Source organism: Nocardioides sp. GXQ0305 (assembly GCF_050880345.1).
Taxonomy (GTDB): domain Bacteria; phylum Actinomycetota; class Actinomycetes; order Propionibacteriales; family Nocardioidaceae; genus Nocardioides.
Genome location: NZ_JBNYXG010000001.1, coordinates 651,698 through 672,741, shown reverse-complemented (window position 1 = coordinate 672,741; position 21,044 = coordinate 651,698). Strand labels below are relative to the sequence as shown.

The 21,044-nt window shown below is 73.6% G+C and carries 23 protein-coding genes; 10 read left to right on the top strand and 13 right to left on the bottom strand.

Going from position 1 to position 21,044, the window contains the following annotated elements:
* Window positions 1-143: 143 nt before the first annotated feature.
* Window positions 144-755, bottom strand: coding sequence for a TetR/AcrR family transcriptional regulator (locus tag ACQ1X7_RS03290; protein ID WP_432476721.1), 612 nt, complete (start codon window positions 753-755; stop codon window positions 144-146).
* 49 nt (window positions 756-804) lie between these two features.
* Between ACQ1X7_RS03290 and ACQ1X7_RS03285 the strand changes: the two genes are divergently transcribed.
* From ACQ1X7_RS03285 to ACQ1X7_RS03275, 3 genes are read left to right on the top strand one after another with little or no spacing between them, the layout of a single operon-like run.
* Window positions 805-2,298 (top strand): flavin-containing monooxygenase, encoded by a 1,494-nt coding sequence (locus tag ACQ1X7_RS03285; protein ID WP_432476720.1) that lies wholly within the window; start codon window positions 805-807, stop codon window positions 2,296-2,298.
* 4 nt (window positions 2,299-2,302) lie between these two features.
* Window positions 2,303-3,139 carry an SDR family NAD(P)-dependent oxidoreductase gene (locus tag ACQ1X7_RS03280; RefSeq protein ID WP_432476719.1) on the top strand — a complete coding sequence of 279 codons (837 nt, stop codon included), beginning with the start codon at window positions 2,303-2,305 and terminating at the stop codon, window positions 3,137-3,139.
* Window positions 3,140-3,198: 59 nt separating this feature from the next.
* Window positions 3,199-3,699 carry a DUF402 domain-containing protein gene (locus ACQ1X7_RS03275; RefSeq protein ID WP_432476718.1) on the top strand — a complete coding sequence of 167 codons (501 nt, stop codon included), beginning with the start codon at window positions 3,199-3,201 and terminating at the stop codon, window positions 3,697-3,699.
* Here the strand turns inward: ACQ1X7_RS03275 and ACQ1X7_RS03270 are convergent.
* The 4 genes from ACQ1X7_RS03270 to ACQ1X7_RS03255 form a co-directional block, all read right to left on the bottom strand.
* Entirely contained in the window at window positions 3,693-4,772 is a 1,080-nt protein-coding gene (locus ACQ1X7_RS03270; RefSeq protein WP_432476717.1) for a DNA polymerase IV, read from the bottom strand. The genes ACQ1X7_RS03275 and ACQ1X7_RS03270 overlap by 7 nt on opposite strands.
* The gene (locus ACQ1X7_RS03265; protein WP_432476716.1) at window positions 4,769-5,869 is read right to left on the bottom strand and encodes an FUSC family protein; all 1,101 of its coding nucleotides are present in this window, start codon (window positions 5,867-5,869) and stop codon (window positions 4,769-4,771) included. The genes ACQ1X7_RS03270 and ACQ1X7_RS03265 overlap by 4 nt, the downstream gene beginning before the upstream one ends.
* A gap of 47 nt (window positions 5,870-5,916) precedes the next feature.
* Entirely contained in the window at window positions 5,917-6,237 is a 321-nt protein-coding gene (locus ACQ1X7_RS03260) for a hypothetical protein (RefSeq protein WP_432476715.1), read from the bottom strand.
* A gap of 142 nt (window positions 6,238-6,379) precedes the next feature.
* Window positions 6,380-7,024 (bottom strand): HNH endonuclease family protein, encoded by a 645-nt coding sequence (locus ACQ1X7_RS03255; protein ID WP_432476714.1) that lies wholly within the window; start codon window positions 7,022-7,024, stop codon window positions 6,380-6,382.
* 153 nt (window positions 7,025-7,177) lie between these two features.
* On the opposite strand from ACQ1X7_RS03255, the gene ACQ1X7_RS03250 reads away from it, so the two are divergent.
* Window positions 7,178-8,584 carry a WS/DGAT/MGAT family O-acyltransferase gene (locus ACQ1X7_RS03250; RefSeq protein WP_432476713.1) on the top strand — a complete coding sequence of 469 codons (1,407 nt, stop codon included), beginning with the start codon at window positions 7,178-7,180 and terminating at the stop codon, window positions 8,582-8,584.
* Window positions 8,585-8,721: 137 nt separating this feature from the next.
* On the opposite strand, the gene ACQ1X7_RS03245 is transcribed toward ACQ1X7_RS03250, so the two are convergent.
* Window positions 8,722-9,885, bottom strand: a complete 1,164-nt coding sequence (locus tag ACQ1X7_RS03245; protein WP_432476712.1) for a site-specific DNA-methyltransferase — start codon at window positions 9,883-9,885, stop codon at window positions 8,722-8,724.
* Between the two features lie 69 nt (window positions 9,886-9,954).
* Here ACQ1X7_RS03245 and ACQ1X7_RS03240 point away from each other — a divergent pair, with 69 nt between their 5' ends.
* A complete protein-coding gene (locus ACQ1X7_RS03240) occupies window positions 9,955-11,187 on the top strand; it encodes a phosphodiester glycosidase family protein (protein WP_432476711.1) in 1,233 nt (410 codons plus the stop codon).
* An 8-nt stretch (window positions 11,188-11,195) separates the two neighbouring features.
* Complete coding sequence (locus ACQ1X7_RS03235; RefSeq protein WP_432476710.1) at window positions 11,196-11,762, top strand: mismatch-specific DNA-glycosylase; 567 nt, start codon at window positions 11,196-11,198, stop codon at window positions 11,760-11,762.
* A 220-nt stretch (window positions 11,763-11,982) separates the two neighbouring features.
* Here ACQ1X7_RS03235 and glgC read toward each other — a convergent pair whose 3' ends face one another.
* Together glgC and ACQ1X7_RS03225 are read right to left on the bottom strand one after the other, a co-directional pair.
* Window positions 11,983-13,230: a glucose-1-phosphate adenylyltransferase gene (gene glgC, locus ACQ1X7_RS03230; protein WP_432476709.1), complete on the bottom strand. Its 1,248-nt coding sequence runs from the start codon at window positions 13,228-13,230 to the stop codon at window positions 11,983-11,985.
* Between the two features lie 9 nt (window positions 13,231-13,239).
* Window positions 13,240-13,893: a hypothetical protein gene (locus ACQ1X7_RS03225; RefSeq protein ID WP_432476708.1), complete on the bottom strand. Its 654-nt coding sequence runs from the start codon at window positions 13,891-13,893 to the stop codon at window positions 13,240-13,242.
* Here ACQ1X7_RS03225 and glgA point away from each other — a divergent pair.
* The gene (glgA, locus tag ACQ1X7_RS03220) at window positions 13,892-15,082 is read left to right on the top strand and encodes a glycogen synthase (RefSeq protein ID WP_432476707.1); all 1,191 of its coding nucleotides are present in this window, start codon (window positions 13,892-13,894) and stop codon (window positions 15,080-15,082) included. The genes ACQ1X7_RS03225 and glgA overlap by 2 nt on opposite strands.
* A complete protein-coding gene (locus ACQ1X7_RS03215) occupies window positions 15,079-15,492 on the top strand; it encodes a DUF2237 family protein (protein ID WP_432476706.1) in 414 nt (137 codons plus the stop codon). The genes glgA and ACQ1X7_RS03215 overlap by 4 nt, the downstream gene beginning before the upstream one ends.
* 6 nt (window positions 15,493-15,498) lie before the next feature.
* Here ACQ1X7_RS03215 and ACQ1X7_RS03210 read toward each other — a convergent pair whose 3' ends face one another.
* A complete protein-coding gene (locus ACQ1X7_RS03210; protein ID WP_432476705.1) occupies window positions 15,499-15,957 on the bottom strand; it encodes a hypothetical protein in 459 nt (152 codons plus the stop codon).
* A 132-nt stretch (window positions 15,958-16,089) separates the two neighbouring features.
* Between ACQ1X7_RS03210 and ACQ1X7_RS03205 the strand changes: the two genes are divergently transcribed.
* Window positions 16,090-16,860, top strand: coding sequence for a matrixin family metalloprotease (locus tag ACQ1X7_RS03205; RefSeq protein ID WP_432476704.1), 771 nt, complete (start codon window positions 16,090-16,092; stop codon window positions 16,858-16,860).
* A gap of 1 nt (window position 16,861) precedes the next feature.
* On the opposite strand, the gene ACQ1X7_RS03200 is transcribed toward ACQ1X7_RS03205, so the two are convergent.
* The 3 genes from ACQ1X7_RS03200 to ACQ1X7_RS03190 are packed head-to-tail and all read right to left on the bottom strand — an operon-like array spanning window position 16,862 to window position 19,350.
* Window positions 16,862-18,364 (bottom strand): cryptochrome/photolyase family protein, encoded by a 1,503-nt coding sequence (locus ACQ1X7_RS03200; protein WP_432476703.1) that lies wholly within the window; start codon window positions 18,362-18,364, stop codon window positions 16,862-16,864.
* A gap of 2 nt (window positions 18,365-18,366) precedes the next feature.
* Window positions 18,367-18,795 (bottom strand): SRPBCC family protein, encoded by a 429-nt coding sequence (locus tag ACQ1X7_RS03195; protein WP_432476702.1) that lies wholly within the window; start codon window positions 18,793-18,795, stop codon window positions 18,367-18,369.
* Between the two features lie 54 nt (window positions 18,796-18,849).
* The gene (locus tag ACQ1X7_RS03190) at window positions 18,850-19,350 is read right to left on the bottom strand and encodes a mycothiol transferase (RefSeq protein WP_432476701.1); all 501 of its coding nucleotides are present in this window, start codon (window positions 19,348-19,350) and stop codon (window positions 18,850-18,852) included.
* A 41-nt stretch (window positions 19,351-19,391) separates the two neighbouring features.
* Between ACQ1X7_RS03190 and ACQ1X7_RS03185 the strand changes: the two genes are divergently transcribed.
* Window positions 19,392-19,769: an SRPBCC family protein gene (locus ACQ1X7_RS03185; protein ID WP_432476700.1), complete on the top strand. Its 378-nt coding sequence runs from the start codon at window positions 19,392-19,394 to the stop codon at window positions 19,767-19,769.
* A 3-nt stretch (window positions 19,770-19,772) separates the two neighbouring features.
* On the opposite strand, the gene ACQ1X7_RS03180 is transcribed toward ACQ1X7_RS03185, so the two are convergent.
* Window positions 19,773-21,014 (bottom strand): FAD-dependent oxidoreductase, encoded by a 1,242-nt coding sequence (locus ACQ1X7_RS03180; protein ID WP_432476699.1) that lies wholly within the window; start codon window positions 21,012-21,014, stop codon window positions 19,773-19,775.
* Window positions 21,015-21,044 lie beyond the last annotated feature (30 nt).

The following is a 21,044-nucleotide window of genomic DNA, read 5'->3' as shown; positions in this document are numbered from 1 at the left end:
CCCCACCGGTTGTCGAGTTGGGCCTCCCTCGCGCTCGAGTTGGGCTTCCCTCGGAGTCGTGGTGCGAGGGAGGCCCGGCCCAACACCGAGGGAGGCCCAACTCGACGGTGGTCGGGGTCGGCTACTCGAAGCCCTCGTGAACGTCAGCGCAGCAGGTCGACGAGTGCGGGCAGCGAGTCGGTGACCGCCCGGAGCAGGTCGTCACGGGAGACGGGGCCGGGGTCGGCGGCCCACGAGAGCACCAGCTCCTCGGTCATCGCCGACCAGCCGCGCACCGCGAGCCGGGTGGCCGGCGTGTCGGGAACGGCCTCGCCCTGGGCGTCGTCGGTGAAGATCCGGTCGGTGAGCACCTGCCGCGCCTCCTCGTGCAGTCGGCGCAGCGACTCGTTGCCACTCTGGGCGGCACGCACGATCGAGGCGTAGCCCTGGTAGTTGTCGGTGACGTAGTCGACGTACGCCCCCATCGACGCCAGCAGCCGGTCCAGCGGCTCGCCCCCGGCCGGAGGCGCGGTCTGGGCGACGAGGTCGTCGACGGCGCGGCGGACGACGGCCTCCTGGAAGGCGCGCTTGCCGCCGAAGTAGTGGTAGAGCAGCCCCCGCGAGATCCCGGCCTGCTCGGCCAGCAGGTCGATCGTCAGGTCGTCGAGGCTGCGGGTGGCGAGCAGCGCCACGCCGAGGTCGAGCAGCTGGGTGCGCCGCTGGTCCGGGCTGAGCCGGGTGCGGGCGCTCCCCGTGGGTGCTGTGCCGGTCGTCACGCCCCCACTCTATTGACACTCGTTCAATAGCGCCACTACGTTCGGCCGCATGGGCGTGGAGCAGCACGTGGACCACCTGGTCGTCGGCGCCGGCTTCGCCGGGCTGTGCACCGCCATCAAGCTCGACGAGGCCGGTGAGCGCGACTTCCTCGTCGTCGAGCGCGCGCACGACGTCGGCGGGACCTGGCGTGACAACACCTACCCCGGCGCCGCCTGCGACGTCCCGAGCCAGCTCTACTCCTTCTCGTTCGCCCGCAACCCGGACTGGACCCGCTCGTTCTCGCCCCAGCCCGAGATCCACGCCTACCTGCAACGGGTCGCCCGGGACGCCGAGGTCCTCGACCGCTTCCGGTTCGCCACCGACGTGCTCGACGCACGGTGGGACGACGACCGGCAGCGCTGGGTGACCAGGACCAGCACCGGGACCGTCGTCTCCCGCACCCTGATCAGCGGGGCCGGAGCCCTGGTCGAGCCACGGCTCCCGGACATCGACGGCATCGGCTCCTTCCAGGGCGAGGTGTTCCACTCCGCCCGCTGGGACCACGACGCCGACCTGACGGGCAAGCGCGTCGCCGTCATCGGCACCGGCGCGTCCGCGATCCAGATCGTCCCGGAGCTCGCGGGGGCCACGAGGCACCTCGACGTCTACCAGCGCACCGCCCCCTGGGTGCTCCCCCGTCACGAGCGGGCCTACTCCTCGGTCGAGCGCCGGCTCTTCCGCCGCTTCCCGCTGCTCCAGAAGCTCTACCGCTCCGGCATCTACTGGGGCCGGGAGACCTGGGTCGCGGGCTTCACGGTCGAGCCGCGCCTCTTCGCGCCCGTGGAGCGGCTCGCCCGCCGCCACATCGCCCGCGAGATCCGCGACCCCGAGCTGCGCGCCAGGGTCACGCCCGACTTCCGGATGGGCTGCAAGCGGATCCTGCAGTCCAACAGCTACTACCCCGCCCTCGACCGCGACGACGTCGACCTGGTCACCGACCCGATCGTCAAGGTCACCGGTGACGCCGTGGTGACCGCCGACGGGACCGAGCGCCCGGTCGACGTGATCGTGGTGGCGACCGGCTTCCACACCACCGACCCGCCGATCGCCCGGCACGTCACGGGGCGCGACGGGAGGACCCTTGCCGACACGTGGGCCGGGTCCGGGATGGCGGCGTACCGGGGCACCACGGTCCACGGCTTCCCCAACTACTTCTCGATCGTCGGACCCAACACGGGCCTCGGGCACTCCTCGATGGTGTTCGTCATCGAGAGTCAGGTCGCCTACATCCGCGACGCCCTGCGCACGATGCGGGCGCACGGGTGGGCCGAGGTCGAGCCGCGGGCCGAGGCGCAGCGCGCCTGGAACGCCGCGCTGCAGCGGCGGATGGGCCGGACCGTGTGGCAGACCGGCGGTTGCGCGAGCTGGTACCTCGACGAGCACGGCCGCAGCACGACGCTCTGGCCGCGGACGACGGTCACGATGCGGCGGCGGCTCTCGCGGTTCGACGCCGGCGCCTACGAGGTGGCCCCGGCCCGCGAGGTCGCCAGGGTGGGAGGGTGAGCGCATGAGGACCCTCGACGACAAGGTGGTCGTGATCACCGGCGCCGGCTCCGGGATCGGCCGGGCGCTGGCCGTCGCGTGCGCGCGGCGGGGCTCGCTGCTCGCGCTGTCCGACGTCGACGAGGCGGGTTTGGCCGGGACCGTCGGCCTGGCGAAGGACGCCGGTGCCCGGGAGGTCCACGCCGCGACCCTCGACGTGGCCGACCGCACCGGCGTCGCGACGTACGCCGCCGAGGTGGCCGCCCACTTCGGCCGGGTCAACGTCGTGGTCAACAACGCCGGGGTGGCGCTGGCCGGCGACCTGACCTCGCTGGACTACGACGACATCGAGTGGATCGTCGGCGTGAACTTCTGGGGAGTCCTCCACGGCACCAAGGAGTTCCTGCCCCACCTGATCGCGTCCGGCGACGGCCACCTGGTCAACATGTCCTCGCTGTTCGGGCTGATCTCGATGCCGGGCCAGTCGATGTACAACGCCACCAAGTACGCCGTGCGCGGCATGACCGAGGCGGTCCGCGAGGAGATGCTGGTCGCCGGCCACCGGGTCGGGGTCACCGCGGTCCATCCCGGCGGCGTCAAGACCGCCATCGCCCGCAACGCCCGCACCTCGCCCGAGGAGGACCACGACGCCACGGCGAGGTTCTTCGACGAGAAGCTGGCGAAGATGACGCCTGAGCGGGCCGCCGAGATCATCGTCGACGCCGTGCTGAAGGACCGGGCCCGCTGCCTGGTCGGTCTCGACGCCCACGCCCTCCACCACTTCGCGCGGCTGAGCGGCTCGCGCTACCAGGACCTCGTCGCCCGGGTGAGCCGGAAGGTGAAGCCTTCCGGGATCGTCTGACGCCCGGCTGGTAGACCTGCCTCGTGAGGTTCGACCGGGGGACGCGGGTGCGGTGCCGGATGAGCAAGTGGCCGGACCGCCCGCACTGGGTCTTCGAGGGCCACTACCTCGGCGGCGACGACCACGGCGACTGGATCGGCTTCCCGGCGGGCTCGCGGTTCACTCGGCCCGGCGCCGACGTCACGATGCCCAACCACCAGGTCGGGCTGGTGCCGGCCGACTCGCTGCCCGAGCGTGGCTGGCTCGCGACGTTCCACGGCCCCGGCAGCGACTTCCGGCTGTACGTCGACGTGGCGACCCCGCCGGTCTGGGACGGTACGACGCTGCACTCGGTCGACCTGGACCTCGACGTCGTGCAGGGCCGGACGGGGCGGGTGTGGATCGACGACGAGGACGAGTTCGCCGACCACCGGGTCCGGTTCGGCTATCCGGACGACGTCGTCGAGCAGGCGCTGGTGTCGTGCCGGCGGGTCGAGGCGGCGGTCCGGGCCGGCGAGGCGCCGTTCGACGGCAGCCACCGCGAGTGGCTGGCGCTGGTACCCGGCCTCGCGGCTCAGTAGCCGCCCTCGGGCGGCACCATCTCCAGGCGGACGCCGAGGAGCCGCACCGGCTTGTCCTGCTCGACCTTGTCGAGCAGGCCCACCGCGACGTCGCCGAGCACGTCCAGGTCGCGGGTGGGCTCGGACAGCTTGCGGGACCGGGTCAGGGTGAAGAAGTTCCGGTAGCGGATCTTGAGGAACACCCGCGCCGCCGGCCGGCCCTCCCGGTCGATCGACTCCAGGGCCCGAGCGGTCAGCGCGCGGACCGCGTCCGGCACCTCGCCCCACTCGAGGTCGGTCTGGAAGGTCTCCTCGTGGCCGTGGGCGCGCGGCACCCAGGGCGTCGCGTCGACCGGGCTGGAGTCGACGCCCCGCCCGAGGCGGTGGAACCACGGCCCCATGGTCGGCCCGAACTCGCCCACGAGCGCGTGGGGGTCGGAGGCCGCGAGCTCCCGGACGGTCTCGATGCCGAGGCGCGACAACCGACCGGCGATCTTGGCGCCCACTCCCCACAGCGCCCGGGTCGGACGGTGGCCCATCTGGTCGAACCAGGTCTCGTCGGTGATCGTGAACACCCCGCGCGGCTTGCCGAAGTCGGTCGCGATCTTGGCCTGCAGCTTGTTGTTGCCGATGCCGACCGAGAGGTGAAGCCGGGTCGCTTCGAGCACCCTCGCGCGCACCGCGTCGGCGAACCCGCGCGGGTCCCCCAGGTCGCCGTGGCCCGCCCCGGCACCGAGGAAGGCCTCGTCCCAGCCCAGCACCTCGAGCACCACCGGGGCACCGCCCCACTCCAGCGAGCGCAGCGTCGCCATCACCTCGGCCGAGGCCGCCTCGTAGACCGGGAAGTCGACCGGCAGGAACACCGCGTCCGGGCACTTCTTGTGGGCGGTGCGCAGCGGCATCCCCGAGCGGATGCCGAACGCGCGCGCCTCGTACGACGCGGTCGACACCACCGCACGCTCGGTCACCACCCCGCGCCCCCCGACCACGACCGGGTGTCCCGCGAGCTCGGGGTGCCGCAGCACCTCCACCGCGGCCAGGAACTGGTCGAGGTCGACGTGCAGCACCCACCGCGGGCCCGCCGCGCCGCTCATGCCGGCGGTGGAGGCAGGGCCTCGGTGGCGTCGAGGGGGTCCATCCCCGTGAGCAGCAGGAAGTCGGCGACCACGCTGCGGATCTGGGCCAGCACAACCTCGGCGGCCAGGATCTCCGAGCGCTCCACCTGACCGGTGGCGAAGCCGACCGCCAGCAGGGAGGGCCGTGCGGCCACCGCCATCCGGTCGGCGTTCAGCTCCTCGGCCACCTCGTCGACCGCCTCGGCCAGCTCCCGGGCCAGCACGGCGTAGGAGTGGGGCACCGGTCGGCGGTGGTAGGCCGCGACGGCCGTGTGGCGCACCAGCACCCTGGTGGAGCGCAGGGCGCGGTCGAGCGGGTCGACCAGCTCGGCCATCCGCCGTACGCCGGGCCGGTGCCGCACCCGCAACGGCGACGACGCGACGACCGCGAGGCCCTCGTCGGCGGCGACCTGCAGCTCGCGGATGAGGTAGTCGGTCGACCGGGCGTCGGCGAGCAGGTCGAGGGCCGGCTCGACCTGGCCGTCGACCATCACGTCGGCCGCCGCCCGCAGCAGCCGGCCGATCTTGCGGACCACCACCGCCGCCTGCTCCCGGGGGCGGCGCAGCGGGGCGGCCGGCACCACGGTGGCCGCGACGAGGGCCACCGCACCACCGATCAGTGCGTCGGTCCACCGCACGAACCCGGCCTCGGCCTGCGGCAGCAGGGTCGCCACCACGATCGACTGCACCGCGGCCTGGGTGACCAGCAGCTGGCCGCCGTCGAGCAGGAACGCGGCCGTCATCGCCAGCGCGACGATCAGCGTGAGCTGCCAGGCGCCGCTGCCGATCCAGATGACGAGCAGGTCGGCGACCAGCACCCCGACCGCCACGCCCAGGGTCACCTCGGCGACCCGCCGCAGCCGCTGGCCGTACGACGTCCCGAGGCTGACCACGGCCGCGATCGGCGCGAAGAACGGCGTCGGGTGCCCGAACACGTCGGCGGCGACGAACCACGCGACACCGGCCGCGACGGCACACTGCGCGATCTGCCACGACTTCGACCGCAGCCGCTGGACCCGCTCGGCCGTGGAGGTGCGTCCCCGCGTCCAGAGCCGGTCCAGCGGCGCGACCTCCATGCTCCGATCCTGCCAGAGCGGGCGCCCGCGGCCCCGCGGCCCGCGGCCTACTGCTGCGAGCGCGCCCACCTCAGCGAGCGCCGCAGCTCGGCGAGGTCCCGGTACCAGACCCGCACCTCGGTGAAGCACCGCGCCCGCTGCCAACGCCGGTCGTACTCGGTGCACTCGGCCCGCGCCTCGGAGTCGGTCGGCGGGAAGACCGCCGACCCGTCGAGCCGCTGGACGCCGAAGCCGGTGGCGGCGTCGCCGGTCACCCGGACGATGGTCTCGGGGTCGGGCCGGTCGGCCGCACCGGCCGAGGCGCTCACCCCCACCGCCGACCCCAGCACCGCCAGGCCCGCGGCCAGCGCGACCCACATCCGCTTCATCTCGTGTCTCCCCTCGTCGTGCACCGGGCCTGTCCCGGCACGCCGAGGACGCTAGGGAGCCACGCCGACGGTCCGGCGCGACACGGGCCCGGGCTGTGGAGGACGGTCAGGAGGCACCGGCTGGGGACCGCAGGTGGCGTGCTCAGTCGGCGCGCATGACCGTGATCGTGGTGGTGCTGCACGACCCGGACAACGAGCGCAGCGCCGACAGCTCGGTCGAGTCGACGCTCAGCCGCCAGCGGTGCTTCACCGCCACCCACTCGCCGAGGTAGCGGCACCGGTCGTACTGCGGCATCCAGGTCGAGGGGTCCTGGTCGCCCTTGGCCTGGTTGACGTTGTCGGTGACGCCGACGAGCGTGCGGTGGTCGCCCAGGTCGTTGGCGAACGCCTGCCGGGTCGCGGTCGTCCAGGTGCGGGCGCCGGAGTCCCACGCCTCCGCGAGCGGCACCATGTGGTCGATGTCGACGTCGGCCGGGTCGGTCCACGAGACCCGGTCGTAGTAGGAGAACCAGCGGCCGCCGGACAGCGAGCACCCAGAACCGACCGACACCGGATCGTCGGCCTCGGCGATCAGCACCTCGTCGCGGGTGCTGCAGCCGTCGCCGTCGGCGTCGGTCCAGTGCGGGAAGAGGTCGCGTGAGTAGCCGGTCCGGACCTCCCCGGTGACGGTGAGGTCCTCGATGGCGGTGGTCAGCGGCGCGGAGTAGCTGTCGGCGTACGCCGCGGCGGGCAGGCCGAGCACCCCGGCCAGGACGAGGGCGAGCAGGGTGAGACAACGACGCATCATGTGGGCTCCCGAGAAAGGATGGTGGTGGTCCGAGCCGAAGCCTCGACCCCTCGCGGCGCGGGCGCAAGGACCCGCCGCCATCACTTGTCGACGGGTCGGTGAACGGCGAGGATCGGGCCCGAGTTCCGATCGACGCAGCGGCAGGAGGACAGCGTGGCCACCCCCATCGACCCGACGTCGACCGCGTTCCTGCTCGCCGAGAACCGCAACATGCCGATGCACGTGGGTGGCCTCCAGCTGTTCCGGATGCCCGACGGGGCCGGCAAGGACTACGTCCGAGAGATGGTTGAGGGGATGCGCGACGTCGACGAGGTCGCGCCCCTGTTCCTCAAGCACCCCCACCGCTCGGTCCGGACCGCGGGCCAGCTGGTGTGGAAGCCCGACGACCAGTTCGACATCGAGCACCACGTCCGCCACAGCGCGCTCCCCAAGCCGGGGCGGGTCCGCGAGCTGCTCGAACTGTGCTCACGGCTGCACAGCACCCGGCTGGCCTGGGAGCGGCCGCTGTGGGAGGCCACCGTCATCGAGGGGCTGCGCGACGGCCGGGTGGCGATGTACACCAAGACCCACCACGCGCTCGTCGACGGCGTCAGCGCGATGCGGCTGCTCGCCAGCGTGCTCTCCACCGACCCCGACCAGCGCGGCATGCCGGCGCCCTGGGGCGTGCTGCCCGAGCGCTCGAAGGCGTCCCGGGAGCGCGACGACGCCGAGCGCCGGCTCGAGGACGTCCCGATCGCGGCGCTGCGGAGCGCACTCGGGATCACCGCCGAGGCCGCGGGGCTGCCCGGGGCACTGCTGCGGACGCTCGGGAAGTCGGTGCGCAACGAGACCTCGCCGCTGTCCCTGTACGCGCCGCGCACGATGTTCAACCAGAAGATCACCGGGTCGCGCCGGTTCGCCGCGCAGGACTGGCCGATCGAGCGGCTCCGGGCGATCGGCAAGGCGACCGGCACCACGATCAACGACGTCGTGATCGCGATGTGCTCGGGCGCGCTCCGGACCTACCTGCTCGAGCAGGAGGCGCTGCCCGAGCAGAGCCTGGTCGCGATGGTGCCGGTCGGGTTGAAGGCCAAGGAGTCCCACCTCGCCTCGGTCGAGGGCGGGAACGCCGTGGGCGCGGTCATGGTCCAGATGGGGACCGAGCGGCCCGACCCGGGCGACCGGCTGCACGCCGTCCACCGCTCGATGGTCGACGGGAAGCGCGCGCTGTCGTCGATGACCCCGACCCAGGTCCTCGCCATGAGCGCGCTCGGGCAGGCCCCGGCCATCCTGACGCCGCTGCTGCGGATGCAGGGCCTCGTGCGGCCGCCGTACAACGTGATCATCAGCAACGTGCCCGGGCCGCGCACCACCCACTACTGGAACGGCGCCCGGCTCCTCGGCGTCTACCCGCTGTCGATCCCGATCAACGGGATGGCGCTCAACATCACCTGCTCGTCCTACGACGGGCTGATGTGCTTCGGCCTCACCGGCTGCCGGCGGACGGTGCCCCACCTGCAGCGGCTGCTGACCCACCTCGACGACGAGCTGAAGGACCTCGAGAAGGCGGCAGGGGTGTGATCGACCGGACCGGTCGGCCGTCGGCGCGGACCAGCATCCGCGAGACCTGCCGGGCCTGCTGGGTGAGCCGCGCGAGGCCGAAGACGTTGACCTCGCATGGCGAAGCGGAGCGCAGCTCTCCCTTCGAAGGGGGTGAGTCATGCGTCCCAACCTGGGGCACGGGTGGCCTCCCGGAACCCGCCCCCCACCGTCTCGGCGACGGCGCGCAGCCGGGCGCGGGTGATGTCGGCGACGGTGAGCAGGCCGGCGCGGTGGGCGTGGGAGCCGGGGCGGGTGGGTTCGGCGGAGTTGACCGAGAGGCAGGTACGCCGCCCGCCGTCCTCGGCGTTGGCGAGGGCCACCGCGTGCCCGGTCGTTCCGCTGCCGGCGAAGAAGTCGAGGACCGTCACGTCGTCGGGCATCGTCTGGAGGATCCGGCGGGTCAGGCCGGTGGGCTTCGGCGACTCGAAGACCTGTCCCACCAGCGCCTTGAGCTCGGCGACGGCGGTGTCGGTCGAGCCGATCTCCTCGGCGAGCCAGATGGTGCGCAGCTTCTTGCGGCGGTCGGGTGAGAGCCAGTCCTTCTGGAACACGTCGACCCGCTCGCCCAGCCGTCCGGCGACCACCCGGCAGACCAGGTCGCCCGGCCGCTCGTCGATCCGCGGCCGCGACCAGCGCCAGACCGCGGGGGAGCCGTCACCGAAGACGGGGAGCACCTCGACCGACCCGGTGAACGGCGCGGTGGAGACCCGGCCCGACGCCGGGTCGCCGTGGACCGCGAAGTGGAGGGTCCGGGCGGTCGCCGGGTTGAACTTCTTGTTGGTGTTGCGCAGCGGGAGGTGCCGGTAGCGGCGGCCGTCGTCGGCGGTCAGCGGGAAGTCGGCGGGGTCGACGGTCTCGGTCGTGGTCGCGTCGAGCACGCACTGCGCGGCGTCCCGGGCGTACACGAGGAGGTACTCGTGACTGGTCGCGAACCCCCCGCCGAGCTGGCGGCCCTTGGGGTTGAGGTTGACGACCACCTGGGCGAGGAAGTTGCGCTCGCCGTACACCTCGTCCATGAGCAGCCGCAGGTGGGCCACCTCGTGGTCGTCGATGCTGACGAAGATCGCCCCGGTCTCCCGGAGCACCTCGCGCGCGGCGACCAGCCGCGGCCGCATCATCGCCAGCCAGGCCTCGTGGCGGCCCCATCGGTCGGTGTAGGCGAAGCCGTTGCCGGTGTTGTACGGCGGGTCGATGGTGATCAGGTCGACCGACCCGGCCCCCAGCCGGGACAGCACGTCGAGGTTGTCGCCCTCGACGAACACGTTCCACGGCCGCGGCACGCCAGCAGGCTAGCCAACACGGGACCGCATCTCCCGGACGCAGCGCCCTGACCGACCTATCGTGTGCGCGTGCGTACCCGGACCGGTCTGGCCCTCGTCGCGCTCGCCCTGGTCGCCACCAGCGTCGGGCTGCTCCCGGACGACCCGGCGCCCCGCTCCCCCGACGCCCGCGGCGAGCTCGCTGCCGGCGAGGAGGACCAGCCCCGGCAGACCTCGGACGGACTGCCCGGCGAGATCGCCGAGGACCTGCTACCCGGGGTCTCCCCGCGGGTGCAGACCTCCCGGGCGCGGTCGTGGCGGATCGCGCCGGGCGTCCGCTACCGCCGTTTCGAGCAGAGCGACCGGCGTGGTCGCTACCGGGTCCACGTCGTGTCCGTCCGCCCCTCCGTCCGGGGGGTCCGGCTCGACTACGCGTCGCTGGCGAAGGTCCCGCGACGCGGGCGCCTGACCCGGCTGCTGCGGCGCGACGACGCGGTGGCCGGCGTCAACGGCGGCTTCTTCGACATCGACGACACCGGGGCGCCGCTCGGGGTGGGCCGCGACCGGCAGCGCGGCTTCCTGCACGCGGCGAAGTACACGTGGAAGAACGCTTTCACCACGAGCAGGACCGGCGGGCTGCGGATCGGGCCGGTGACGATGCGCGCCGGCATCGAGGAGCACCCCGAGATCGAGGTCACCAACGTGAACTCGCCGCGGGTGCGGGAGGGGAAGGTCGGGCTCTACACCCGCGACTGGGGCTCCACGTCGGGCTACTCCATCACCGACGGCCAGCGCCGTCGGGTCCGGGCGGTGCACGTGGAGGACGGGCGAGTCGTGTCGCGGTCGTCGCGGCTCACCTCCGGCGAGGCGATCACCGGGAGCGTCCTGGTCGGCCGGGGGCCGGGCGCCGACCAGCTCGCCGAGCTGCGCGTCGGCTCGAAGGCGACCGTGACCGCCTCGATCCCCGATCGCTTCACGTTCGCGATCAGCGGCGAGACCGTGCTGCTGCGCCACGGCCGGATCGCCGCCCGCGACGACGTCTACCTGCACCCCCGGACCGCCGTCGGCATCGACCGCGACTCCGACCGGGTGCTGCTGGTCGCCGTCGACGGCCGGCAGAGCTTCAGCCGCGGGCTGACCCTCGTCGAGCTGGCCCGGCTGATGCGGCGACTCGGTGCCGAGGCCGCGCTCAACCTCGACGGCGGCGGGTCCACCACGGTGGCGGGACTCGGACGCGGCCGGAAGGCGCTGCGGGTCCTGAACTCCCCCTCCGACGGCTCGCAGCGCCCGATCCCCGACGGCATCGCCGTCCTCGCCCGGTAGCCCGACCGGTGCCGAGGTTCACGAAGGCCCAGCTCGAGTCGTTCCGGGACGCCGAGGTCCCGGACCTGCTCGGTCCCGGGTGCCGGCTGCTGTTCGTCGGCATCAACCCCGGGCTCTGGACGGCGGCGACGCAGACGCACTTCGCGCACCCGGTCAACCGGTTCTACCCGGCACTCGCGGAGGCGGGGATCGTGGACCGGCGGATCGACCCCGCCGCGGGGATGACCGACGACGACCGGGCCCACCTGGTCGCGCGCGGCATCGGCATCACCAACCTGGTCCGGCGCGCGACGGCCCGCGCCGCCGAGCTGTCCGACGCCGAGCTCCGGGAGGGCGGGGCTGCACTCGTCGAGCTGGTGGCGCGGGTGCGCCCGCGGGTCGTCGCGGTCGCCGGGATCACTGCCTACCGGGCCGCGTTCGGCGTACGGCGGGCGGTGCCGGGCCGCCAGCCCGAACTGCTGGCGGGCAGCAAACTGTGGGTGGTGCCCAACCCAAGCGGGCTCAACGCCCACGAGACCGTCGCCTCGCTGGCCGTGGCGTACGGCGACGCCGCGCGAGCCGCCGGCGTCCTCTAGGCCCCGCACACCTCCCGGGGTTTCGAGGCTCGGCGCTGGCGCGCCTCGCACCTCAACCTCCGGAGCACGACACGGCTCGTTCGGGGTTTCGAGGCTCGGCGCTGGCGCGCCTCGCACCTCAACCTCCGGAGCACGACTCCGCTCCCTTCGGAGGTTGAGGTGCGAAGGCCGTCAAGGCCTGAGCCTCGAAACCCCGGCACCGATGCAGGGCGTCGGCCCCTCAGTCCGGGAAGCGTTCGTACTTGCCGAGCACGGTGAGGCCGTCCTGGACGATGAAGCCGCGGGCCCGGTCGGCCTCGGGGTCGACACCGATCTCCGCACCGGGCGGCACCTCGACGTACTTGTCGAGGATCGCGTTGCGCACCACCGCGCCCTCGCCGACCCGGACCCCGTGGAGCAGCACGCTGTCGGTCACCTCCGCGCCGCTCTCGACCCGCACCTCCGGGGAGAGCACCGAGCGGTCGACGGTGCCGCCGGTGATCACCCCGCCGGGCGAGAGCACCGACTCGCCGACGGTGGCCGGCCGGCCACCCTCCCCCTGCACCACCTTCATCGGGGGCTGCGGGCCGTAGGAGGTGTAGATGGGCCAGCGGAAGTTGTAGAGGTTGAACACCGGCAGCGGGCTGACGACGTCCATGTGGGCTGCGTAGTAGGAGCCCATGGTCCCGACGTCGCGCCAGTAGCCGCGGTCGCGCTCGGTCGAGCCGGCGACCTCGTTGTCCTTGAAGTCGTAGACGCCGGCCTGCTCGCGGCGGACGAAGGCGGGGACGATGTCGCCCCCCATGTCGTGGGCGCTGTCGTCGAGGTCGGCGTCGCGGGTGACCGCCTCGACCAGCGCGTCGGCGTCGAAGACGTAGTTGCCCATCGAGGCCAGCACCTCCTGCGGGCTGTCGGGGAGCCCGACCGGGTCGGTCGGCTTCTCCAGGAACTCCCGGATGTGCCGCGGGTCGTCGGGCCGTACGTCGATGACGCCGAACTGGTCGGCCAGCCCGATCGGCTGCCGGATCGCCGCCACCGTGCAGGCGGCGCCCGAGTCGACGTGCTGCTCGACCATCTGGCTGAAGTCCATCCGGTAGACGTGGTCTGCGCCGACCACGACGATGATGTCGGGCCGCTCGTCGTGGATCAGGTTGAGGCTCTGGAAGATCGCGTCGGCGCTGCCGAGGTACCACCGCTTGCCGACCCGCTGCTGCGCCGGCACCGGCGTGACGTAGTTGCCGAGCATCGTCGACATCCGCCAGGTCTGGCTGATGTGCCGGTCCAGGCTGTGCGACTTGTACTGCGTCAGCACGACCACCTGCAGGTAGCCCGAGTTGACGACGTTGGACAGCGCGAAGTCGATCAGCCGGTAGATGCCGGCGTACGGCACCGCTGGCTTGGCGCGGTCGGCCGTCAGCGGCATCAGCCGCTTGCCCTCGCCGCCCGCGAGCACGATCGCGAGCACCTTCTTCCTCGAGTCGCGGCTCATGACGGCACGCTAGCCGCTGCGGCCCCGGCCGTGCAGTGGGCGTTTCGTCTGCGTCACCGCAGCGACCCCCGGACGGTCCGGCGGACAGTCGACGGCGGTCGAGGGCAGGGAGAAGCGGGCGACCGGGGTCGGCCCACCCGCCGGGCCGTTCATCCGGCCGGCGGCGGGATAGCGGAGGGACAGCCGGCGGCCGCGGGCCGACCAGGCGAAGGAGTCCCGGATGCCGTCGGGGTACCGGTAGTCGAGGTAGAGCGACTTCTGCCTCACTGTCGCCGCGCCCGACCACCCGACCTGCCAGGTCCCGTCAGGTCGCGGCCAGGACAGCTCGAAGTACTCCGGGTACAACGTCAGCGTCATGGTCGTGGGCCCCGCCCGGCGTCCCTCGGAGCGAGCGGGCCGCTCGGCGATCCTCCCGAACCCGCGCCCCTCGCGGGTGCCGCCGGGGACGGCACAGTAGACGTCGAGCGACCAGGTCCCCTGCAGCTCCGGGGGAACGGCGTCCGGCGGCGCCACCGCGCCCGACGGCTGGGCAGTGCCGAGACCGGTCTCGGACGCAGGTCTCTGGTCGCTCGGCCCTCGCGGCCCCGCCCCGGCTTCACACCCGGTCTGGGCGGCCACGAGGACGACCGTGGCGACCGCCAGGTAGCGGTAGCGTCCCACCATGCGCGTCGACGTCCTCAGCAAGGAGTACCCGCCGGAAGTCTACGGCGGGGCCGGGGTCCACGTGGCGGAGCTGGTGCGGGCCCTGCGGGCGCGCGGGGGGCTGGAGACCCGCGTGCACGCGTTCGGGGCGCCCCGCGACGAGCCGCTCACGACGTCGTACGCCGAGCCGGCGGAGCTGGCCGGCGCGAACGCCGCGCTGCGCACCCTCGGGGTCGACCTGGCCATCGCCGACGACTGTGCCGGCGCCGACGTCGTCCACTCCCACACCTGGTACGCCAACATGGCCGGCCACCTGGCCGGGCTGCTCCACGACGTGCCGCACGTGGTGACCGCGCACTCGCTGGAGCCGCTGCGGCCGTGGAAGGCCGAGCAGCTCGGCGGCGGCTACGCCGTCTCGTCGTGGGCGGAGCGGACCGCCTACCTCGGTGCCTCCGCGGTCGTCGCGGTGTCCGCGGCGATGCGCGACGACGTGCTGCGCTGCTACCCCGCGCTCGACCCCGCCAAGGTCCACGTGGTCCACAACGGGATCGACACCGACGACTGGGCACCCGTCGTCGACCCCGGCCGGGTGCGCGAGCTCGGCGTCGACCCCGACCGGCCCAGCGTCGTCTTCGTCGGGCGGATCACCCGCCAGAAGGGGCTGCCGCTGTTCCTCCGCGCGTGTGCCGCGCTGCCGCCCGAGGTGCAGATCGTGCTGTGCGCCGGGGCGCCGGACACCCCCGAGATCGAGGCCGAGGTCGAGCGCCTCGCCGCGTCGCTGGCGCGCGACCGCTCGGGCGTGGTGTGGATCCGCGAGATGCTGCCGCGCCGCGACGTGGTGACGCTGCTGACGGCGGCGACGGTCTTCGCCTGCCCGTCGGTCTACGAGCCGCTCGGCATCGTCAACCTCGAGGCGATGGCGTGCGAGACCGCCGTCGTCGCGACCGCCACCGGCGGCATCCCGGAGGTCGTCGTCGACGGCGACACCGGGCTGCTCGTCCCCATCGAGCAGGCCGACGACGGCACCGGCACGCCGCTCCACCCCGAGGAGTACGTCGCCGCGTTCGCCGAGGCGCTGACCTCGCTGGTGACCGATCCCGACCGGGCGGCAGCGATGGGTCGGGCCGGCCGGGAACGGGCGCGCGACTCCTTCAGCTGGGCGGCCATCGCCGGGCGGACCGTGGGGGTGTACGACGAGGTGACGTCGTGACCGCGGAAGTCCCCGACCCGGCGACGCAGCGCAACGTCCTCGGGGAGCCGCTGGAGCCGTGCAGCGCCGAACCCGTCACCGGCTTCTACCGGGACGGGAGCTGCACCTGCGGCCCGACCGACCCCGGCGTGCACGCGGTCTGTGCGGTGATGACCGAGGAGTTCCTCGCCCACCAGGCCTCGGTCGGCAACGACCTGACCACGCCGCGGCCCGAGTGGCAGTTCCCGGGCCTGCGGCCGGGCGACCGCTGGTGCGTCGTGGCGGGCCGGTGGTGGCAGTCCTACCAGGCCGGCGTCGCCGCACCCGTGGTGCTGGCCTCGACCCACGCCCGGGCGCTCGAGCTGATCCCGATCGAGGTGCTGACCGAGCAGTCGGTCGACGTGCCCGACGACCTCAGCGGCCTCGGCTGAGCGGGCTCAGCAGACCTCGCCCTTGCGGACGCCGTAGCTGGTGATCCACGTCGTGTGGACCCGGCCGCCCGGACGCCGCCACTCGATCTTGGCCCGGCTGCGGTAGGTGCCCCTGGGCATCTGGCCGCACTCCTTCGAGCGGTCGATCCCCTGGGCGTCGGGCCAGAACCCGCGGCGCATGGCGCGCCGGGCGACGACTCGCCAGCCGTCGTCGGTCTGCCACTGCATCTCGTTCACCCGCGTCCGGACCCGGAGTCGGGTCCCGTCGGTGTCCTTCACCCAGGCCCAGGCCAGGGCCACCGGTCCCTCGTACTCCATCATCCCGGCACACTTCTCGATGCCGTTGGCGTACTCGACGCACTTCTGGCCCGGCGTCCAGTCCCCGGCCTGCGCCGGCGACGCCGCCGCCCCGAGTCCGGCCACCATCACCGCGGCCACGACCGCGCTCGACCACTTGTTCCCCACCACGTGCCCCCATGTCTCTCCGAGATCCGGCTCCGAGCGCCGGCCGAGCCGTAGTCAACCACGACCGGTCGGGCACCGCGGCCGAAACCGGCCGTTCCACCGCGGCCCGCCCCGATGGCCGATAATCGGTCGGTGCCCGATGTCCCGCCCCGCCGCGAGCCGCGGCGTACGTCGTCCCCCGCGCTGGTCGGGATCGTCATCACCACGCTGCTGCTGTCGGGGGTCGTGCTGGTCGGTCCGGGTGACGAGATGGCCACCGTCCGGCGGCTCCTCGGGCTGGGGCCCGACCGCTACGGCAGCGCGCCGGAGTTCACGGCCGGCGAGGGGTCCTTCGAGTTCCTGCTCACCCAGCGCGGCTCGGACGCCCCGGTCGGCTACGACCCCTGTCGGCCCGTGGAGTACGCCGTCAACCCGGGCGGCGGGCCCTCGGACTGGGAGGAGCTCATCGACACCGCGGTCGCCCACACCGAGTGGGCCACCGGGCTGAGGTTCGTCGACGTCGGCAACACCACCGAGCGGCCGTTCGACCCGCGCCGGGCCGGGCCGTTCGGAGGCACCGCCCAGCCGGTGGTCGTCGGGTTCGCGGACGAGGAGGAGATCGGCGGCCTCGCCGGTGACGTGGCCGGGCTGGGCGGGAGCGTGGCCTCGCGCGACTCCCTCGGCCGCGACTACTTCGTCACCGGGTCCATCGCGCTCGACACCGACGTGTTCGACGGCCCGAGCGACGGCCCGGAGCGCGAGAACCTGCAGGCGATCGTCGACCACGAGTTCGGTCACGTCGTCGGCCTCGACCACGTGTCGGACCCCGCCGAGCTGATGTACGAGTCGAACGTCGGCGTGACCGAGTACGGACCCGGCGACCTGGAGGGCATGGCCCGCCTGGGCTCCATCCCCTGCCGCTGAGTCACGGCGCGCGGTTGCCGCGCGCCTCCTCCTGCGCCACCAGCGCGGGCAGGTCCGACAGCCGGTCGAGCCCCTGCACCGCCCGCGCCATCCGGTGGTTGCCGGCCAGCCGCTCGCGATGCCGGTCGAGGAACCACCAGTAGCCGGCCGTGAACGGGCAGGCGTCCTCCCCCACCCGGACCTTGGGGTCGAACCGGCACGACCCGCAGTGGTCGGACATCCGGTCGACGTACGCGCCACCGGAGCTGTAGGGCTTGGTGGCCATCACGCCGCCGTCCGCGTGCTGCGACATCCCGACCACGTTGGGCACCATCACCCAGTCGTAGCCGTCGACGAACGCCCGGTGGAACCAGTCGGTCACCTGGGCCGGCGACCAGCCGCGCTGCATCGCGTAGGACCCGAGCACCATCAGGCGCGGGATGTGGTGCACCCAGCCGTACGTCGCCACCTGGGCCAGCGTGTGCGACAGGCAGCGGGCGCCGGTGGCCGAGCCGTCCAGGTCGGCGAACCACCTCGGGAGCCGTTCGGTCGCGGACAGCTCGTTGCGGCGCCGGTAGCCGGGACCCAGGTGCCAGTAGAGGTGCCACACGTAGTCGCGCCAGCCGATCACCTGCCGCACGAAGCCCTCGACCGACGCGATCGGGGCGGCACCGGCGAGGTAGGCCTCCTCGGCCCTCCGGGCCACCTCGAGCGGGTCGAGGAGACCGAGGTTGAGCGGCGCGGACACCAGCGAGTGGGCCATCCACGGGTCCCCCTCGAGGACCGCGTCCTCGTGCGCCCCGAAGTGGGGCAGCCGGTGCTCGACGAAGCGGTCGAGCGCCGCCAGCGCCTGGCGCCGGGTCGCCGGGAACCGGCGCGGGCCGTCCGTCCCGAGGAAGGACACGCTCCCCTCGCGCTCCCAGCGGTCGAGGTCGGCGCGGACCTCCTCGTCGATCTCGTCCTCCTCGGGCCACCAGGGCTCCGGGACGCCGAGCGTGTCGGCCCCACGGGGCGGCGGCTCCCGGTTGTCGTGGTCGAAGTTCCACCGACCGCCGGCCGGTCCGGAGCCGTCCATCAGCACGCCGTGCGCGCGACGGGCCCGCCGGTAGAAGTCCTCCATCAGCAGCCGCTGCTCGCCCCGACCGCTGGCCCACCTCTCGAAGTCCTCGCGCGGCGTCGCGAACCCGCGCGGGTCGAGGACGGTCACGTCGAGCTCGGCGGCCAGTCGCTCCACGAGCCCCAGCGCGGCGTACGACGTGGGGTGGACGACCTCGAGGGGGCGACCGCGGGCGTGCGACCGGACGGCGTCGCCGTACCCGCCCTCGGTGCGGACGTAGGTGACCTTGTCCCCCAGCTCGGCCGCGCGGTGTCGCATGGCCGAGAGCACCAGGTGCGCCTTCGCCCGGTGGAACCGGCGTCGCGCGAGGACGGCGCGCGACTCCACCAGCAGGACCGGGCCGCGGTGGTCGTGGGTGAAGTGCGGCCCGAGCTGGTCGCCGAAGAGCCAGCGCAGGGTGGAGGCCACGGTCAGAGGCGGGCCAGCGCCTCACGGAGGCCGGACTCGGCCTCGTCGCCCAGCTTGCGGAACGCCCGGCCGAGGAACGGCGTGACCAGCCTGGCGAGGCCCTTGAAGGTGAAGTCGGCCGTGTAGGTGACCTTGGCGCCGGAACCGACCGCCACGATCTCCATCGTGTCGACGGCCGTGACCGTCTTGTTCTCGCCGCGCAGCCGGACCAGGCTGTGCGGGACGTGGTCGGTGACCGTGTAGCGCAGCTCGGTCCGGTTGCCGTTGAACTCCGAGACGTTGTCGTAGACGGTGCCGACCCCGCCGCCGCCCTCGACCCGCACGGTCGAGATGGTCCCCGGGTCCCACTCCGTCGTCCGGGTGAAGTCGCTGAGGTAGTCGAACACCGCGTCCGCGGCGGCCGGGGTCTCGACGGTGCGCTGGATCTGCATGCTCCCGACACTAGCCAGCGGCGCCTGAGCAGCCCCCGCCGACGGTCGGACCGGCTAGCGCCCGAGCAGCCCCCGCACGTAGCCGACCTGCCCGAGGTGCTGGAGGCAGTCGCCGATCAGGCTGACCAGCCGCACCCCGGCCGTCACCGGCGGGTCCCACCGGGTGTCGACGACCCGGTCGAGCTCGGCGGCGTCGACCCCGGCGAGGTAGGCGGTGGTCATCTCGTGGACGTCGGCGTGGTAGGCGATGAGCAGCAGCGGCTCGGCGATCCGGATCGCGTCGACCTGCTCGCTGGTGTGGCCGTAGCCCATGTCCTCCTCGCCGTTGGCGAGCCCCAGCCGCTCCTGCCAGTCACGCCACTTCTGCGGCGTGCCCGCGAGGTGGGCGACGTGGTCGTCCTGCAGCCGTGCGACGTGCCACAGCAGCCACCCGATGGAGTTGCCGGTGCCCTCCGGTCGGTGGGCGAGCGCGTCCTCGTCGAGATCCCTCGCGAGGTCGCCGTACAGCTGGCGGATGCGGTCGAAGTGGTCGGTGAGCAGCTCGGCGAGGTCCATGCCCCGACGGTACGACGCCCGGGCGTGGCACGCTGGGCGCCGTGCTGGTCGTCGACGCCGAGGGACCCGCCGCGCCCGAGGAGGTGTGGCGCCGCTACAGCCACTCCTCGCAGTGGCCGACGTGGGCGCCCCAGGTCAGCGGCGCGTCCGGGACGGGCGACCCGGTGGCGGCGGGCGACCGCGGCTGGGTGCGGGGCCCGTTCCTGCTGCGGGTGCCGTTCACGGTGCTCGACGTGCAGCCGGACGAGCGGCGCTGGACGTGGCGGGTCGGCCTCGGTCCGGCGTCGGTCGTGATGGAGCACGGTGTCGACGCGCTCGACGTCGGCAGCCGGGCCTGGGTCGGCATCGACGTCCCCGCTCCGGTGGCGCTGCCCTACGCCCCGCTCGCGCGGATCGCGCTGCGCCGCCTGGTCACCTGATCGTCAACCCCGCAGCCGCCGGACGACGGCGTCGGCGGCCCGGCGACCCGAGACCAGGGCTCCCTGGATCGACGGCGTGTCCCGGTGGTCGCCGGCGACGAAGAGCCCGTCGCCGAGGTCGACCCTGCGGGCGAGCGGCTGGCCGGGCGGGTGCGCGGGCAGGGCGCCGTCGATCACGTCGGTACGGATCAGCTCCCAGCGGGACGGGTCGACGCCGTACAGCCGGCCGGCGTGCGCCCGGGCGACCTCAGCCAGGTCACGGTGGCTGCCCACGGCGGTGGCGGCGACCAGGGCCTGCCCGTCGCCCGGGCCGTACGTCGGCGCCGCGTCGGTCATCACCACGGTGTTGGCCAGCGGTCCGCCGCCGTCGCCGTCGACGTGGAGCAGCGGCCGGTCGGTCGGCGGCTCGGGCGCGGCGAACCACCACGTCGTCAGCGACCGCATCGGGGTCGCCGGCACCGCGCCGAGCTCGAAGGCCATCACCGGGTCGGTCGCGACGACGACCGCCCGGGCGTCGACCCGGCCGGCGTCGGTGTCGACGCCGGAGCCGCGCACCGGGCCCGCGGCGCGGACCCGGAGGTGGAGCGTGCCGTGTGCCAGCCGGTCGGCGAGCTGGTCGGGCATCGCCTGCATGCCGGCTGCGGGCACCGAGGGGTTCCCGCGGGCGAACGCGCGCAGGAGCATCGACGCCATCCGCTGCGAGGACGCGAGCTCGTCCTCGCCCAGCACGCCGGAGAGGAACGGCCGCAGCACCCTGTCGGTGAGCGCGCCGTCGAGCCCGCGGGCACGCAGCTCCTCCATCAGCGACCGGTCGGGGCGCTCGCGGATCGTGTCCGGGGACCCCATCCCGAGCCCGGCCACCCAGGTGCCGAAGGCGCCCTTGGCGCGCACCGACCCCACGGGCGCGGTCAGGTCGACGGGAAGGGTCGAGGGCATCCGGAGCGGGTCGCCCAGGACGTGGGTGCGCCCGTCGCGGCGTACGGCGAGCCCGGCGTCGAACGCGCGGAGGTCGAGCGCGTCGAGGTCCAGCAGCCGCTCGGCCTCCGGGTAGGCCGGGTTGAGCAGCTGGAAGCCGCGGTCGAGCCGGAAGCCGTCGACCACGTCGGTCCGGACCCGGCCGCCGACGGCGTCGGCCACCTCCACCACGACGGCGTCCAGCCCTGCGTCCTGGAGCCGTACGGCGGCAGCGAGCCCGGCCAGTCCGGCACCGACCACGACGACGTCGGCGGACCCGGGCAGCGGCATGACGCCAACCTAGTCGAGCCGCCCACGGCT

Coding starts and splice junctions, on each gene's coding strand:
- ACQ1X7_RS03285 (WP_432476720.1), top strand. CDS start 805: ATGGGCGTGGAGCAGCACGTGGACCACCTGGTCGTCGGCGCCGGCTTC.
- ACQ1X7_RS03280 (WP_432476719.1), top strand. CDS start 2,303: ATGAGGACCCTCGACGACAAGGTGGTCGTGATCACCGGCGCCGGCTCC.
- ACQ1X7_RS03275 (WP_432476718.1), top strand. CDS start 3,199: ATGAGCAAGTGGCCGGACCGCCCGCACTGGGTCTTCGAGGGCCACTAC.
- ACQ1X7_RS03270 (WP_432476717.1), bottom strand. CDS start 4,772: ATGAGCGGCGCGGCGGGCCCGCGGTGGGTGCTGCACGTCGACCTCGAC.
- ACQ1X7_RS03265 (WP_432476716.1), bottom strand. CDS start 5,869: ATGGAGGTCGCGCCGCTGGACCGGCTCTGGACGCGGGGACGCACCTCC.
- ACQ1X7_RS03260 (WP_432476715.1), bottom strand. CDS start 6,237: ATGAAGCGGATGTGGGTCGCGCTGGCCGCGGGCCTGGCGGTGCTGGGG.
- ACQ1X7_RS03255 (WP_432476714.1), bottom strand. CDS start 7,024: ATGATGCGTCGTTGTCTCACCCTGCTCGCCCTCGTCCTGGCCGGGGTG.
- glgC (WP_432476709.1), bottom strand. CDS start 13,230: ATGAGCCGCGACTCGAGGAAGAAGGTGCTCGCGATCGTGCTCGCGGGC.
- glgA (WP_432476707.1), top strand. CDS start 13,892: ATGCGCGTCGACGTCCTCAGCAAGGAGTACCCGCCGGAAGTCTACGGC.
- ACQ1X7_RS03225 (WP_432476708.1), bottom strand. CDS start 13,893: ATGGTGGGACGCTACCGCTACCTGGCGGTCGCCACGGTCGTCCTCGTG.
- ACQ1X7_RS03195 (WP_432476702.1), bottom strand. CDS start 18,795: ATGCAGATCCAGCGCACCGTCGAGACCCCGGCCGCCGCGGACGCGGTG.
- ACQ1X7_RS03190 (WP_432476701.1), bottom strand. CDS start 19,350: ATGGACCTCGCCGAGCTGCTCACCGACCACTTCGACCGCATCCGCCAG.
- ACQ1X7_RS03180 (WP_432476699.1), bottom strand. CDS start 21,014: ATGCCGCTGCCCGGGTCCGCCGACGTCGTCGTGGTCGGTGCCGGACTG.